A 16461-nucleotide genomic window follows, 5' to 3' on the forward strand; every position below is an offset into this window, starting at 1 on the left:
AATCGCCGGGATAAAAGGCGGCATGTCCTTAAAGCGCAGCTTGTCAGGACATGGGGTTGCGATGGTCATCAGTTGGTGCGGTCAAGCGTTTCCAGCAGCGTGGACTTGCTGATCGAACCCAGGTAGCGGTTGCTGTCATCGACGACAGGCACAGGCCATGGGCTGCCTGCAACCTTGCTCATCACATTGGACAAGGGTTCGGATGCGGCAATCGCCTCGGCTTCTGGCAGGAAGGCGTTGCGGTAAGGATCGCTCGCGCCAGCCTTGACCTTTTCCACTACGGAGGTCTGGCTGACCATGCCATGGTAGGTTTTGTCGCGGCCGAGAATGATCGCGTATTCTCGGTCAAAGCTCTTCATGCGCTCCAGCGCTGCGGCGGCTGAAACGCCCTGCCGTTCGATGATGGTGACCTGCGTTTTGCGGGCAATATCGCCAGCCTTGAAGACGTGCGAGACATCGACGTTGCGGAAGAACGAACGCACATAATCATTGGCTGGGTTGAGAACGATTTCGTCAGGTGTGCCGACCTGCACAACATTGCCGTTTTCCATGATGCAGATACGGTCGCCGATGCGCATGGCTTCGTCGAGGTCGTGGCTGACGAACACAATCGTGCGGCTGTGTTCAGACTGAAGCCGGACAAGCTCGTCCTGCATTTCTGTGCGGATCAGCGGGTCGAGTGCCGAAAACGCCTCGTCCATCAATAGAATTGTGGGTTCACTAGCAAGAGCGCGGGCCAGACCGACACGCTGCTTCATACCACCGGAAAGCTGATCGGGACGGCTGTTTTCATAACCGGCAAGACCAACGGCAGCGAGGGCGGCCATGGCTTTTTCGTTGCGCTCTGTTTCACCAACGCCTGCCACTTCAAGACCGAAGGCGGCATTGTTCAGCACTGTGCGATTGGGAAGCAGGGCAAAGGACTGGAATACCATGCTGATGTCGCGTCTGCGCACGTCAATCAGGTCACGCTGCGACATGCCGGTAATATCGCGTCCATCGATTTCGATCGAACCGGATGTTGGTTCGATCAACCGGTTAAGAAGGCGCAGGAGAGTGGATTTTCCAGAGCCCGACAGGCCCATAATGACGAAAATTTCGCCAGAGCGGATGTCGAAACTGGCATCATTGACACCGATCGAACAGCCCGTCGCTTTGTGAATTTCGGATTTTTTCTGCCCCGACCGGAGCATTTTCAAGGCTTTCTCGGGATGGTCACCAAAAACCTTGTAGATGTTTTTCAGACTGATCTTGGTCGAGTGCTGCTGCACAGACGTCTCATTTTCAGTTGTCAAAGCCATACAATATGAGCCGCGCTCAATAGCGCAGGCATTCTCCTTGAGTTGAAGACTGTAACGTCAAAGAATAAATATCCTTATACGTAGTCTTTCTTGCGTTATTATTGGTTGTCCGGTTTCACCCGAACATTATGGATTTTTTATCGTGCAACTTGTTCAATAACGAAGTCACGCACGCGAATTTAGCGGCCATGTTGCACGCAGTAATATTGAGAATTACGGTGCTTCCGCGATGAAGTGTGCTCATCATATAATTCAATTAACTTGAATTGTCTACCAAAAAATCAAATTTGTGGAAATCCATTGCTAAAATTGCCTTATTTTAGGTTGAAAGTAGCTCAAAATTGTCTTCGCGCTTAAGGTTGTTGGAACGATAATCTGCGCGCGCGCTTTTTGTTCCACACCCCCTGAAAAATAACGGCTTTTCAGGGCGCTTTCTGTGCTGGCTTGGATCAGGAATGAAGCAGTTTTGGCGTCGCCGGAACGGGTGGCAATTTCGACAGGCCAATTCCCAGACTTCCCATCAATCGGTCAAAGGCCAACTTGGCTTTTTCAGTGTATTCCCGATGAACAGGATTGTCGGAATAATATCCCTTTAGCGTCGAGAATATCTCCAGTGCTTCGACTGTATTTCCAGACGCGGTCAGTGCAACGCCACGTTTGTAGAGCGCCTCGCGGTTAAATGGCGACAGTTTGGTGACTTTCTGGAAGGTTACCGATGCTTCTTCGTAGTGATGCAGCGCAAGCTGTGTTTCACCCAACCGCATCAGCACAGGAACGGGGCTATCGACCTGCCTGGCGAGAGTGGAAAAGGCAACTTCCGCCTGCGGGAGTTTTCCTTTTTCAAACAGCAGATTTGCCAGTCCAAAGCGTGCGCCGTAATGTTGTGGCGCTGCGTCTACCACTTGTTTGAAGGCAACCTCGGCATTCCCCTTCTTGCCCTCTTTGTACAATTGCAGCGCCTTTTCATAGACGAAGCGAATGCTACGAGGATGTAAGGTGCCGCCGAGATTTTCCCCGGTGCGGGAGCGAAACAACGTGCAGCTTATCTGGCGTTCATCCGGCCCGAACATATATTTGTAGGGCTCGTTGCCACGCAGGAAGTCATAATAGTGGAAGCCATTATCGATCGCACGTCGTATGCAATAACCGTGCAGAACAAAACCCGGTGAAGGGGTTTTCCAGTTTTCATCTCGGCCCGTGACATAAAACAGGACGGCCATTTTCTGCCGATCAACAATATTGGCAAGTGCACCCAATGGTTTGCCCTGATACCACAAAACGGGCACATCCAGATTGCCGTCAACAAAACAATCCATCAGCATTTCGCGTGATCCCGCGATCAACCTTTCGGTGCGCTCCTTGCCCTTGAAAGGCGCCCATTTTATGCGCCACAGGTCGAATAGGATTGTAATGTCGCGTTTGATGGTTTGCGGGGTTGCAAAGGTGATTTGCCAGTCCGCGTCGCTTTCCACCTTGCGCAGGAAACGCCGTAATTTCTGTCGTGACTGGCTGCTCATACGACTATCGAGATAGGCGTCAAAAGTGTCCGGCAGCGGTACGCCCGGGCACACGCAATTGTCGATGTCATTCAGGCTCTTGGGCGTGCTGTCCCGGAACATGACGTCCGGCCCTTGCAGTGCCCGTATCATCGCTTCGCGGCGTCCGGGAGGACCGTAGAAATATTCTATTTTCAGGTTGGTCCAGTTCTGCTGGCGAATATAGGAACAGAAGCCCTCAACGGCATGCTGCTCATATTCGGCCATGGTCAGGAACCCGGTATAGTCAGCGGCAAAATTCCCGGCCATGATCATTTCATCATAAAAACGACCGGTCTTTTCATTGAGGATCGTGACAATGCGCAAGGGGAAAAAGGCGACGTAGGGAGAACCTTCGGCCTTTTCGCGCAGGGCCAGAATAAACCAGCGCTTGCGGCGGAAAAGATAGCGTTTCAACCACACCCAAGACAGGAAATGCTGTGCGAAGGGGTCGCTCATGAAAACGCGATCCCAATTCTCACGCACATCGTCAAACGCCTGATCCGTATCGATTACATCGATGCGCATGGTCCCCTCCCGTTACGATTTACCTCTGTCGGGAGTGTTCATTGTATTGGGAATTATTCGGCTTCAAATATTCCCTATGGGTGAAAATCGGCCATCAATAGGGATTAGGCTCACGCCCATGTCACCGAAAAGACGTGGCCAAATGATCAGAATTTTTTCTTGAGGAAGTAACGGCCGATGGCATTTGGTGCGCCTTCCAGTTCACCAAATACGGTGTAGCCCATCTTTTCGTAAAACGGTTTGGCCTGAAACTCGAAAGTATCCAGCCATATGCCGATATAACCACGGTCTCGAGCAATTTTTTCGGCTTCTTCAATCAGGTGTGAGCCGAGTTTCTGGCCACGGAACTGTTCGGGAACGACGAGGTATTTCACAAAAGCCCAACCGTAGCTGTCGGTGCCGTAAAGGCCGCCCAGTACCTCACGAGTGCCAGGGTCACGTACCAGCACGGCAAAGTCCGGCTTATCCTCAATCATACCGCGGTTTGCCCGGTTAAACTGGCGCAGTGGTGCGATGATTGCTGCACAATCCTGCTCGGTCGGGTTTTCGGTAACGATGTCGATGATGGGCAGGCTCATGGGGAAATTATCCTTTGAATTTTCCCCGTATAAGAGCGCCTGCTTTTCGCTTGTCAATATGAGTGGGAGGCTTGAGATGGCTTTACAACTCGCCTGACACATGAGGGCTGGCGTGAATGAAATTCCAGATGGTCTTGCTGAGTTCGACTATCGCGCCGATCGATTTTTCAAGGGAGTCCAACTCCTTCTGGTCCATCTGCTCAACCTTGCCGTAGCGGACTTCCTTGTCATCGTCGAACAGACGCATCAGTTGTGTGCTGGAAATCTCGCCGTTTTCGTCAAACGAATAAATGCAGTGATTGTATTTGTTGCGCATTTTGGATTCTGACTTCAACCGTGCCATCATACCGAGAATGGCCTTCCGCTCGGCCGCAGGCGTTGCGGAAAGCTTGGCAAGTCGCTCGATGAGATCGATGCGGGCGCGCGTTGTATTAAGTGTCAGAAACACCACAATGGCTGCTTCTTTTTCAACGCGAAGCAGATGAGCGATGATGTAGATCAGCAGGCTTTCCGTATTGGTCCAGACGTAATTTAAACGTCCGACACGTAACAGAACATCTGACATGGCTGCCATTGTGGTCCTCCCATCTGGCATGACAGCACGATCATATGCTTCCGTCTGACGATCATCAACGTTCCTTGAAGGCGCGTGACATGCTGTCCGAAATCGGTTTCGTCAGATACTCGAAGAAGGTACGCTCAGATGTCTGGATCAACACATCCGCCGGCATGCCGGGAACAGGATGAAAGCCATTGACGCGGGCAATTTCCTCATCGGGAATGCGGACACGCACAATGTAGACATCCTTGGTCGAAAGACCGCTGCTTTCTTCGATACTGTCGGCAGATACGTAGAACACTTTGCCATGCAGCACGGGTGTGGTTCTGCGATTGAGGGAAGACAAGCGGATCGCCGCTGTCTGACCTTCATGCAACTGGTCAATGGAGGTGCGTAGCACCTGTGCCTCAAGGATCAGCGGAACACCCGCTGGCAGGATTTCCATGATCGGTTTGCCGGTGGTAATAACGCCACCTGCGGTGTGGTAATAGGAACGTATGACTGTGCCGGTCACCGGTGAGCGGATAATGGTACGATCAAGCACTTCGGCCGCTTCGTGCAGCTGTTGGCGAATACTGTCGAGGTCGGATTCGGCCGTTTCCAATGCGTCCAGTGCTGCCTGTTTGTTGGAGTTGATCGCGATGATTGCTTCTTGCCGGAACTTGGCAATCTCTGCCTCGCTCTGGTTCATCTCGCCACTCAGCCGGGCAATATCGCCCATAGCGTCCGCTATGGCCCGTTCCAGCGCAAGCATATCGGTTTTGCGGATGACGCCCTCCTTGGCGAGGCGCACCTTTGAATCCCGTTCCTGCGTCAGCAAAGATAGCTGACGATCAAAAGAGTCTTTTTGACCCTTGTAGCCCTCGTAGCGGAATTCAAGGGATTTGATATTCTTCTCTATAAGGTTCAGTTGTTCTTCAAGCTTGATCTGTTTGCTGTGAAACACAACATTCTGGCTTTGAATGATCGCGTTGATATCCGGGTCGGCGGCTTCTTTCAAAACGATATCCGGCACTTTGAAAGTTTTCTCACCTTGCGCTTCTGCCCGCAGTCTGGTGACGATCGTTTCCAGTCGCAGTTGGCGCAGTTTCAGCATCCGTTCGTTAGAAAGAGCTGCGGTCTTGTCGAGGGTGAGGAGTACATCTCCCTCATGCACCACATCACCTTCACTGACGCCGACATCCTTGATAATGCCGCCTTCCAAGTGTTGGATGATCTTATTGTTGCCGGTGGCAACGAAACTGCCTTGCGCGATGATGGCAGATGCCAGCGGTGCGGTTCCCGCCCAGTAGCCAAACCCGCCAAATGCGGTGAAAAGCACGGCCAGACCAACAACGCTGTGTAAACGTATCGAGCGTGGCACCTCGCTATACCATTCAAGCTGGCCTTGTTCTTTTATATCCTGCTTTTTGCCTTTTTTCCGGAAAGTCATTTGCGTTCTCCCTCAATGCGTGGAGCAGGGCCATTTTGTTCGCTTTTGTTGCCGCGCGACAGCGCTTTAAGGACGTCCATCCGCTCGCCGAACATCGCCACGGTGCCGTCTTTCAGGACCATGATCTTGTCGACGCATTGCAGAAGAGCAGGGCGCTGGGTAATCGTGACCGTTGTGATGCCCTGCTTCTTTGCGTGTATAATGGCTTTTGCCAGGGCAGCCTCGCCTTGCGTATCAAGGTTTGAATTCGGCTCATCCAGTACAACGAATTTCGGATCTCCGAAGAAAGCGCGGGCAAGGGCAATACGTTGTTTCTGGCCGCCGGAGAGTGGTGCGCCATCGGCCGCCACGACGGTTTCATATCCTTGCGGGAAACCGGCGATCAATTCGTGCACATCCGCCAGCACCGCAGCCTCAAAAATCTGGCGATCCTCGACATCGTCACGCATGCGGCAGATGTTAGCCTTTATGGTGCCGGGGAAGAGCTGCACGTCCTGTGGCAGATAGCCAATGCTTTCTCCGAACTGCCGCTGGTCCCAATTGCGCAGATCCATGAGGTCGAGGCGCACATTGCCTGAGGTTGGCATGATCGAGCCGACCAGCATCTTGCCAAGGGTTGTTTTGCCGGAACCGGAATTGCCGATGATGGCAAGCGATTCACCCTTTTGCAGAGAAAAGGAAATGCCGTTGAGAATAACCTTCTTCTGTGGTGGTGGCACAAACAGCAGGCGTTCTACATCCAGTCGCCCTTCAGGATTGGGCAAGCGCAGGCGTGGGAAATTAAGCGGTGAATTCAACAGCAGCGCCTTGATGCGTCCGTAGGCCGTGGCCGACTTGTTGAACTGGTGCCAACCTTCGATAGCACCTTCAATTGGTGCCAGCGCGCGGCCGGAAATGATCGACGCAGCAATGACCATGCCGCCTGTCAACTGATCGGTCAGGGACAGATGGGCCCCCCAGCCGAGCAAGGTGATCTGGGTGATCATTCGGCAGGCTTTGGATATGCCGGAAAAGATAATGTTGCGATCCTGTGCTGCAACATGTGACTGCAGCGAACCGGCTGTCTCACGCCCCCACATTTTCACAGCTTCCGGGATCATCGCCAAGGCGTTGATGATCTGCGAATTGCGCGACATAGAGTCGAGATGGAAGTTGGCGCGGCTGAGATAGACATTTGCTTCGGCAAACTGACGGGCTGTGAACTTTTGGTTCAGCCATGCGATCAGAAACAGGACCGCACAACAGACCATGATGATGATGCCCAGATGCGGATGCACCAGATATACGACCACAACAAAAAACGGCATCAATGGCGCGTCGAGAAACGCAATCAGCGTGCCCGAGGTGATAAAGGACCGCAGTTGCTGCAGGTCCTGCAAAATCTGGTAGTCCTTGCCATTACCATGCATCGATGCGCGCGCGGCGGCGCTAAGAATTGGGGCGCCCAGACGTACCTCAAGTTCAACCGCCGTGCGCATCAGGATGAAGCGGCGAATGGAATCGAGGAACGCCTGCAACAGAACCGCGCCAAGGACTGCGACGGACAGCATGATCAGCGTATCCATTGAGCGGCTGGTCAAAACGCGGTCGGAAATTTGAAAAAGATAAAGAGGAATGGCAAGCAGCAGTACATTTATGGCGATTGTGAACAACATCACGATGATCATGTTGCGCCGGATTGCCGCAATTCCCTTCGCCAGGCTGACCGCAAAATTCACCGGTTCGCTGCGTTTGTGGAAGCCGGTATTGTCGCCGCCGCCACCACCGCCGCCACCGCCACGAAATTCCGGGTCCTTGCCATTGCCGCCACCGCCGGTCGCCACGCGGCGTTCATTGTCACGTACAGGGCCGACATTGCTATCGATTGTTTTGGTGAAGGCTGGAACCTCTGGTGCTGATTTCAACTGTGGTTCTGGCTCGCTTGTTTCACGGTCGATGGGCCGTTGCGGAGGAACCTGTTCTTCAGGGGCTATACGTGCAGTTTCCTGCGGTATGGGTTGAGGCGTTGGTGCGACTGGCACTTCTGGAGCGGAAATTGTTGTTGTTGGCCGGGTCGGTTCGACCGGTGGTGGAGCGGTAAGTTCCACCTTTTCATTGCTTCTTACCTCTTCAACGGGTTGGGACAGTGTGCGAAATTTTTCAACGGCATCATTGATGGCCGAAATGCATGCCTCGGTTACCTCGTCTTCGGTTTTTGCCTTTCCGTCGGCAGTTAGATTACGCGAAAACTGGTTCATCTGCTTCTCCTTCGGAATGCTATTTACGCGACGACGGATTGCATGACGTCGACTGGATGTGCCGACGACCAGGACAGGTCGTGACCGGCGTTAATAACGCCGTCGGTATCGTCCACCGCAGGGTTGTCATCATGGAGAAATGCTATGACCTCGTTTGCGAGGCCGCTTCCAACGGGCGTTGGCTGAGAGGTATCATGTTCGATGATGCCGCCTTGAATGAGGATCGCATCTGAATAGAGGTTACCTGCCAGGTAGGTTGTGGAACCGAAACTGTCGTAGTCAACAATCTGGGCGATGTTGACGATGGCATTGCTTCCGGTGTCGACAGTCACGGTCGCATCGTGATTGCTCTCAAGAACCTTGGATATGGCCTGGGTCACATCGTCGGAATCTCCTAGAATGCTAACCTGTTTGATGATGTTGACGTCGAAGAGGTTGCCCGTGATGTAAAGGACATTCAGTCCCGCGTAGCCCGCAAAGGTCGGGTCGGTCGCAAAGCCATCAGGAAGGTTTCGATCGCGCTCATTGATGGCATCAACCGCTTTGCCAATGTGGTCCGGCATTGCCTCGAAACGATCGTTGCTGCCAATATTGTGGATAGATGCCTGGTTCCAGATGAGGTTGTTGCCGGATTGGGCAACGGCACCATTGGTGCCGCCCAAATCGGCCGTGGCGCGCACCCAGTCATTATCGTAGAGTACGGCGATCTGACTGATGATGCTCATGTCAAGCACATTGCCGCCAACGATGATGAGATCGAACTGCGTACTCATGCCTAGGAACGAAAACAGGTTGATGGCGGCATTACCGCCTGTCAGCACACTGACCTCGGAGCCGGTGGTCGTGATGGTCATCGTGTCGTTGTCGGAAATGAACTGATATTGTTCCAGCCAGTTCACAAAGCAGACATCGCCATCAACAACGCTGACGCGCCAGGCGGTTGGGAATACCAAGTCTCCATGCTCATCAACGGCAGAAGGGTTCGTCGAGTATTCGTACGCGCCTCTTTCGAATGTCGCGATATTGTATGCCGCAGTTGCAGAATGGTTTTCTGAAGTTGTGAGTGCGCTGTCTATTTCGTCGCGGTCGCTATAAACAAAGGCTTGGGTTATCGCATCGATCTGATGGTAATCGCCCATCACAGCCATGACTGGAGCCATGACGCCGGTATTGGTTAGAGTTGTAATATTGGCGACGATATTGGCGCCCGCTGCAACATCCACACTATTGGGATGTGCTGCGTCGCTTTCCAGTGAAACTTCACTTTTTTCTGGTTCTTCAGCAGGTTTGGCGATTCCGCGCTCCGGCATGAAATCATTGACATCGGGTGCCTCTGCGGACAGCGCGCCATTGATGTAGACACCATTAATTTGATGGGCAGCCAAAACGAAATCGACTTCTGCACCGGTATTTAGGGAGGTAATGTCATTTTCGCGGGCATTGTCGACGTAGTCATGGACATCCTTGGCAATGTCTTGGAGTTTTGCGTATTCATCCGTGCGGGTGAAGCCCGAGAACGGAATATAACCCTCGGCCTTGTCGTAAAACTCCATCATGCGTGCCGTGACAAAGGTCGTGTCGCGTGGAATGTTCACACCGTCAGTCATGTTCAGATAGTCATCGTCCTGAAGCAGATTGACCTGCGCGGTGTGCGCGATGGTGGAGCCAGGGCCGCCGTGGATTACGAGTTCCTGTTCTTGCGAAAACGGCCCGACCCCCGGATGGTGGATGCGCGGTGCGCTCAACCCGAGAGCATGACCGGCGTGCAGTCGGTCGAGAGCGTCGTTGAAATCTCCGGCTGGTCTGTAGCCGAGGTAATTCCAGTCATAATAGGGAGCGTGGTAATTGACGCCGGGTGCATAGTCCTGCAAGGCAAGCCGGGAATCGAAATCCCGATCCTGTGTTTCCTCTGTCTGCAGGGCAGGATTTTTGTCCGGGGTGCTTCTGCCGTCGAGAAATTTCTGGCGCATGCGTGCTTCTTCTGTTTCGGTCTCGAACAGCCCGATGAAGTGCGCGATCATTTCCGAAATTTTGTCGTCATACACATACATGGTGAACCCCTCCTTTTAGAGCGGCATCACGAACAGAAATCGCAGGCTGGTCACTTCAGGGGAGACTGGGAGCGTGCGATTTCTGCTGCCACCGGATGCCCTTTGCCGGTTTTCACAACCGCCAAACTGCACCGGCGGGTGCCGGTGCAGCCTTTTCATTGTCGAGGGAGCATCAGTGACTTGAGGTATCTTCGCCCACATCGGTGATGTGAGAGTTGCCACCGATGATGCTGACATCAACGGCATTGCTGAGCATGTTGGCACCCTGTACCAGTTCCATGTGGAAGCCGGAATTTGCCAGGATCGCAGATGCATCGGCTGTGCTCGTGCCTGCGACGTCGTCGCCTGCCTTGAGGTCCCAACCCTTGCCGTCCATATCCACACCTTCAGCACCGTAGGCTGTGCCTGCATCGGCCTTGAGGTGGTTTTCAGCGCCGCCGTTGTTCATCTTGACGTCATAAGCGACGTCTTGATCAGCAAGGTGGTTGGCCTGCACAAGGCTGAAGCCTGTGTTATGGCTGCCACCGTTGAGGGAGCTGTTCAGTACATTGTCGACATCCAGTGTGAACGAGAAGTCGTCACCGAGGTTGAATGTGAGGTCGCCACCGGCAATACCCAGATTGCCAAAGTCCTTCACATCATCAAGAACGGCAAAGTCGGTGTCCGACTTGTAGAAGCTTTCGGAAGAATTGAAGCTTCCTGACGTGTTGGTTGTGTCGTCATCTGATATGTTCTTGATGTCCGTGTCGGTATCGGTAACGGTGGTTGTCTTGATGTTGGTGTCGTTGTCCGACATGCTGACTGTTTTGCTGTCATAGCTCCAGTCATAGTCAACTTTGGTGTCTGTGTCGGTGATGGTCGTCGTCTTGGTGTTGGTGTCATTGTCCGACAGGCTTACAGTTTTGCTGTCATAGCTCCAGTCGTATTCATTGTCGCGGTTGTCGCCATTGCCAACGGCAACGTCGACTTTCGCATCAATGTCCGTGTTGGTGCTGTTGTCGCTATTGTCGTTGTTGCGGTTGTTACCATTGGCTGCGCCGACATTGCTGTCTTCTACGCTGGTGTCATTGGTCGCTGTGTTGGCAAAGCCGTCTGAAAGCGCGCCGATTTTCGTGATGTCGTCGTCGCTGCCGCTTGGCGATTTGTGATCGTAAGCACCCATTTCATTTCCTCCAAAAGAAATTGGAGCAGCTTTCGACATCCCTTTCATCTAAACGGGATTTTTCGTCTGTGCATGCTCCGTAGCGGTTACAGTTGGGCAGATGTGATCAATACAATTCATCTGCGGTTCATCCCGACCTGTTGATCAGGCCTTATTATCCGGTTGCGCCGGGTTTTTGGGATTGCACGTTACAAAATACAAAGGCGTACAAATCCGTTCTGGCAGCTGTTGCCGGCTGCAAGTCATGCGTTCATATGATTGTCGTTTAAGAAGGAAGGGCTGCTTACGTGCCAAACACAAATGCATTTCTGCGACGCTTCCGTGCTGCCCTGTGGCAACGGTCAAACTGTGTCTGATAAGGGAATGTTTTGATAGATACCAATTCGGGTTACGTCGCCGCGGGCTATTGCGGGAGCAATATTTTCCGACTTATCTATTTGTAATAAAAAGTTTTTTTAGTTTTTGACTTGTTCTGCGAATGGATGTGCGGAACTTTTCGGGCGCGAAATGATTACTACCCTTCGTACTTTGGCCGCATTGATAGTTATACCAACACAGACAACACGTATGGATATTTTTATTTTGTAAATAAGGTTCAGGCTTATTTTAAACGTCCGTCAAATTGATGGCTTAAACTTATCACGTAACAATTCGAGCAAGGCCATTCTGGCTGTATACCGCACAATTGACCGAAGAGATTTGGTGAGTTGACATTCTGTTGTGCGCCGCACAAGATTAACGAAAAGTTACACCGTCGCGAATGGAAACAGGCAATGGCTGAGCACATAACGGACAGTTCGACTTTGAAATCGAAACTTATTGCATCTGCGTCATATGACGAGGATAAACGCATGCTGTCCGTGACATTTCACGATGGTCGCCAAAGGACAATCGCTGTTCCTCGTGCCATGTATGAGAACCTTATTACGGCACAATCTCCCGGCTGGTATTACACCCGCCACATCAGCCCGCTCCGCAAATTGTTATGAGGAACGGCTCTGTCTTTTCCGTCTCCCGGCGGAGGGGCGCAGGCTTATGGTGACGAGCGGCACGAGCAGCGCTGCGAAACTTGTTGCCATGCCCGGTATCTGCACGGAAAAATCGATTGCCGAGTGAATGGCGACCAGAACGATAGCCGCAAGGCCGAGCTTGGGTGCGAAACCGTAGTTCTTTCTCTTGAAAATGCCTCGTATGAAGATGGTTGCGAAGGTGACGACAAAAATCGCAACCAGAATGGCAAACACGATGCCGAACGTCAGCAGGCCTTCCATGTAAACATTATGGGCACGGGTCCATACACGGGATATGCCGCACGCGGCTTCATGATATCCGGCATAGACGGATTGGAAGCTGGACAGGCCGCTGCCCCAAGGCAAATGATCTGCAACCGCGGATTTGATAAACGGCATGACGCAGAAACGGCCGTCTTCACCGCCAGCGGCTTCGATGCGCAGAGATGCACGTCCGGCAAAGGCCGAGAACATGATCATCACCATGAACATTGCAGCGCCCGTGAGGGCAAAGGGGCGAATGCGTGTCCACAGCGTTGGTCGGGCGAAACTCGTGGCGGATGATTTTTTCGAACCAAACACCAGCATAACGGCAAGCATCATCAGGGAAATGAATGTTGCAGCGGTTGCGCCACGCGAGCGGGTCAGCATCAATGCAACGAAGGTTGCAAACAGCAACAGAGTATAAAAGCCGGTATGCAGAAGTTGTTTTTTCTGGTTGTCGGTCAGGCCTGTGCCATAGGTGATGCGTCCCCAGATATGGCGAATTTCCAAGGGCTCAAGTGTGCGCCATGCCAGCGTAAACAATGCTAGCAGCAACAGGCCGAGGAACGTTCCTGCGGTGTTTCTGTTAATGAAGAAGCTGGTGAGGCTGTCGAGATAAAATTTCTTCTGCCCAAAGCCGAGAGTGCCGGGCAGAAGCAGAAACTGCAGGATGGACCATATGGCAATGATCCCGCCACCGATGCCGATGATCTTGAGTGCTGACAGTGCGCGCTCATCCGTATCATACAGCATCAGGCCAAGCATGAAGATGCCTGCACACAGCGCGATTTTCAGAAAACCGCCCATGTCGTCCGCCGGGGTCAAGGATATCACTGGCACGGTATCAGGGTTGAGTTTGACCACTTCCTGCCAGGCGGGGTGCGCCAGCATATGGCCGGGCAGCGGGCTGGTCTGGAACGTGATAAAACCCAAAATAGCTATCAAAACAACGGCCGTTCCGATTATAACTGAACGGGAATATTTCGGCAGACCTGCCGTTGCCAGCATCATCGGCAGCAGTGCAAAAATGCCAAGACAGAGGATTGGAACAGTTTTTGTACCCGAGCCACCGTAATCAACGACCGACAGCAAGATAATCAACCAGTAAATTACTGAACAAATGCTCCGTGCTTTACTTATGACGAGGCTCACTGGCAGGGAAAGCGTACTCAAGACAGCACCTCATGCATGGCAAATGCATTTTCTGAAATTTTTTAAGGTCATAACGTGGGTGTTATAGAATTGACGCCCATAAACCATTGAACAGTTCTATGAAACAATAATTTTCGGTATGATTAATGCAAGAAGTCACAAGACTTGTTTTCCGTCTGTTTTGCGCTGTTGGTTTTTTCATGCTGGCTATGATGGTGGTTGCACAAATTGTCGCGCCACCAGAAAGTGATGCATCATCACATTTGCTTGAAAAGGGGCTGTATTCACCGGATCAGCGGGCCGTTTGGACGACGGAACCTGTAAAAGTACAGCGCCGCGAACCGGATATTCCTTTGATCGATGAATTTCCCTACAAGTTCCGTGCACAATTCAACATGAAAATCCACGACAGTGCGTCCTTCTCGACGGACGAAGGTATTTTCCTTCTGGAAAATGTCGTTGGAATACCCTCACGCAAGATTTGCATTGATAAGAGCGGCCAAAGAAATGCATGTGGCGCAAAGGCATCGGTTGTTTTGCGGAATATTCTGGCCAGAAAGTTTGTGGAATGTCGTAGAACTTCCATCGCACTCAGGACATGGCTCGTCGATTGCCGTATAAATGGACGCAGCGTTTCTGATATGTTGTTGGAAAAGAATGCTGTAACGCCTTTGGAGCGGGCCGCGGCTGGCAGCCCCAAATGAATTGGAATGCTGTGCAGGAAAGTTTTTCGATAGAATGATACCGTCATTGCAAAGACTGTTCGGGAACAAGGCTGCACCACAGGCAGCGACCGAGCCCAGAAGGCAGAGAATCGATCTTGGTCCGCAAATCCCGCATTATCCTATCTACGCCATCGGGGATGTTCACGGTCGTATAGATCTGCTGCAGCATGCCGAAAGCCTTGTGGCAGGTGATCTGATTGCAAACGGACAGGCAGGTCTCGTCATTCTTTTGGGTGACTACATCGATCGTGGCAAAAACTCCGCGGATGTGATGAACTATCTCTGTGCACCGTCTTCTTACGGCCTGCAGCGCTATATCGTCTGTGGCAATCACGATGATGCGTTTCTGCAATTTCTGGATGACCCGGCACGCCATATGAACTGGCTGGACTTTGGCGGCCGCCAGACATTGCTGTCCTACGGCATCGATGCCGATTACATGCTGACGCGTGGCAAAAAGGGCATTGATGATCTGAAGCGGGCGCTGGCTGACACCATTCCTTCACAGCACGTGGAGCTGCTGAAAAATATGGTCGGTTATGTCCGGATCGGGTCTTACGTGTTTGTCCATGCCGGCTTGCGGCCGGGCGTGGCACTGGAGGAGCAGGATGACCGCGATCTGTTGTGGATCCGCGAACCGTTTCTGTCACGCGGGCCGGAACTGCCGTTTCTGGTGGTGCACGGTCATACGGTTTATGAGCGGCCGGAAACAGGCCCAAACCGCATCGGAATTGATACCGGTGCTGTTAACAGCAACCGTTTGACTGTTCTCAAACTTGAGGATGGTAAAGGCTTCATTCTGTCCTGAAGCCAGTTTTCAAAATTGCTGTCTATTTTGTAAGGTGAACGGCAATACGGTCTTTCCCGGCTTCAATGACATGGCGCATCGCAACCGTTGCCTTTTCTGGATCACGCAGGGCAATGGCGTGGGCAATACGCAAATGGTTGGTTGCGATTTCCTCGATGGTTTCTGGCGAAGCGGCTGGTGACGACAGCTTGAAGGAGATTGCCAGCGCTGCTTCGATCAGACCGCTTGCCGAACGCATGAATGGATTGCCGGACATGCGGGCAATTGCGAGATGGAAATCAAGGTCCACCTTGGCAATGGTTTCCGGTGTGTGGCTAAGGTCATCAAACCGGGCAGCAATTGCATAAAGCGCTGCAATATCGTCGCTTGATGCCTGAGTGGCGGCAGCCGCTGCGGCTGCCGGTTCCAGCGTCATGCGGATTGTTGCCAGATGTTCTACAAATTCCTGATCTAGCCCAGCGTCGCAGCGCCAGCCAAGAACATCAGCGTCAAAAAAGTTCCAGCTTTCACTGCCCAGAACTCGGGTGCCAACTTTCGCCTTGGGTTCGACCAGCCGTTTTGCGGCCAATGTCTTCATTGCTTCCCGGAGAACTGTGCGCGAAACACCAAACCTCAGCGACAGATCGGCATCTCCCGGCAGGATCGATCCCTCGGCAATGCTGCCCGAGACTATTCCGCTGCCTAGTTCCGCAACAACATGTGCGTGGCTACTGCGTCTTTTACGTCCTGTGATCGTCGTTTCAAGCAGCCCCACGAAATCTCCTTGGCGTTGGCCCATTTCTGCATTTCGTTAAAACTGTACGTCAAAATTCAGCCATTTGCGAGAAATAGCTTGGTCGTCTCCTGACACAACAGGGCGATGAAGATTCAGCATATAGTATGATTATTGCACTCATGTTTGCTTTGCAATAAAAAACATATGTGTCTTTGTGGTAAATTAGCGTATTAAAAATAATGCTGTTTAGCTCTTTTATACGAGAGTGCCGTGTTTGGTGCCAACGACTCTTGACAAGCGTTCCCCTCGATAAATAGTAATACAAATAACGGAAGCGTGGACCGTAGTGGCATAGCTGCGTGCGGATACCTTCCCAGACAGAGCATTGACGCGGCTGTCGTCTT

The 16461-nt window shown here is 52.3% G+C and carries 13 protein-coding genes; 3 read left to right on the forward strand and 10 right to left on the reverse strand.

Annotation, left to right across the window (positions count from 1 at the left end):
• Nucleotides 1-68: 68 nt before the first annotated feature.
• The 8 genes from proV to M2418_RS00215 form a co-directional block, all read right to left on the reverse strand.
• Nucleotides 69-1301 carry a glycine betaine/L-proline ABC transporter ATP-binding protein ProV gene (gene proV, locus M2418_RS00180; RefSeq protein ID WP_192487940.1) on the reverse strand — a complete coding sequence of 411 codons (1233 nt, stop codon included), beginning with the start codon at nt 1299-1301 and terminating at the stop codon, nt 69-71.
• 449 nt (nt 1302-1750) lie between these two features.
• Complete coding sequence (locus tag M2418_RS00185; protein WP_259142098.1) at nt 1751-3364, reverse strand: GNAT family N-acetyltransferase; 1614 nt, start codon at nt 3362-3364, stop codon at nt 1751-1753.
• Between the two features lie 146 nt (nt 3365-3510).
• On the reverse strand, nt 3511-3942 hold the full coding sequence (locus M2418_RS00190; RefSeq protein ID WP_192487942.1) for an N-acetyltransferase: 432 nt from the start codon (nt 3940-3942) through the stop codon (nt 3511-3513).
• A gap of 82 nt (nt 3943-4024) precedes the next feature.
• Nucleotides 4025-4516: a hypothetical protein gene (locus tag M2418_RS00195; protein WP_250982338.1), complete on the reverse strand. Its 492-nt coding sequence runs from the start codon at nt 4514-4516 to the stop codon at nt 4025-4027.
• 55 nt (nt 4517-4571) lie between these two features.
• Entirely contained in the window at nt 4572-5933 is a 1362-nt protein-coding gene (locus M2418_RS00200; protein WP_192487944.1) for an HlyD family type I secretion periplasmic adaptor subunit, read from the reverse strand.
• Nucleotides 5930-8170: a type I secretion system permease/ATPase gene (locus M2418_RS00205; RefSeq protein ID WP_259142118.1), complete on the reverse strand. Its 2241-nt coding sequence runs from the start codon at nt 8168-8170 to the stop codon at nt 5930-5932. Before M2418_RS00205 ends, M2418_RS00200 begins: the two co-directional genes overlap by 4 nt.
• A gap of 23 nt (nt 8171-8193) precedes the next feature.
• Entirely contained in the window at nt 8194-10215 is a 2022-nt protein-coding gene (locus M2418_RS00210) for a hypothetical protein (protein ID WP_259144660.1), read from the reverse strand.
• 178 nt (nt 10216-10393) lie between these two features.
• Complete coding sequence (locus M2418_RS00215) at nt 10394-11383, reverse strand: fibrinogen-binding protein (RefSeq protein WP_192487946.1); 990 nt, start codon at nt 11381-11383, stop codon at nt 10394-10396.
• Between the two features lie 773 nt (nt 11384-12156).
• Between M2418_RS00215 and M2418_RS25720 the strand changes: the two genes are divergently transcribed.
• Entirely contained in the window at nt 12157-12372 is a 216-nt protein-coding gene (locus tag M2418_RS25720) for a KTSC domain-containing protein (protein ID WP_352230542.1), read from the forward strand.
• Here M2418_RS25720 and M2418_RS00220 read toward each other — a convergent pair.
• Nucleotides 12367-13749, reverse strand: a complete 1383-nt coding sequence (locus M2418_RS00220; protein WP_259142128.1) for an O-antigen ligase — start codon at nt 13747-13749, stop codon at nt 12367-12369. The genes M2418_RS25720 and M2418_RS00220 overlap by 6 nt on opposite strands.
• A gap of 206 nt (nt 13750-13955) precedes the next feature.
• Between M2418_RS00220 and M2418_RS00225 the strand changes: the two genes are divergently transcribed.
• On the forward strand, nt 13956-14513 hold the full coding sequence (locus tag M2418_RS00225) for a hypothetical protein (protein WP_259142130.1): 558 nt from the start codon (nt 13956-13958) through the stop codon (nt 14511-14513).
• 46 nt (nt 14514-14559) lie between these two features.
• Nucleotides 14560-15342: a metallophosphoesterase gene (locus tag M2418_RS00230; protein ID WP_259142132.1), complete on the forward strand. Its 783-nt coding sequence runs from the start codon at nt 14560-14562 to the stop codon at nt 15340-15342.
• 22 nt (nt 15343-15364) lie between these two features.
• Here M2418_RS00230 and M2418_RS00235 read toward each other — a convergent pair whose 3' ends face one another.
• A complete protein-coding gene (locus M2418_RS00235; RefSeq protein ID WP_250982333.1) occupies nt 15365-16096 on the reverse strand; it encodes a FadR/GntR family transcriptional regulator in 732 nt (243 codons plus the stop codon).
• Nucleotides 16097-16461: the final 365 nt, after the last annotated feature.

The organism is Rhizobium sp. BIGb0125, from assembly GCF_024810055.1.
GTDB lineage: Bacteria > Pseudomonadota > Alphaproteobacteria > Rhizobiales > Rhizobiaceae > Agrobacterium.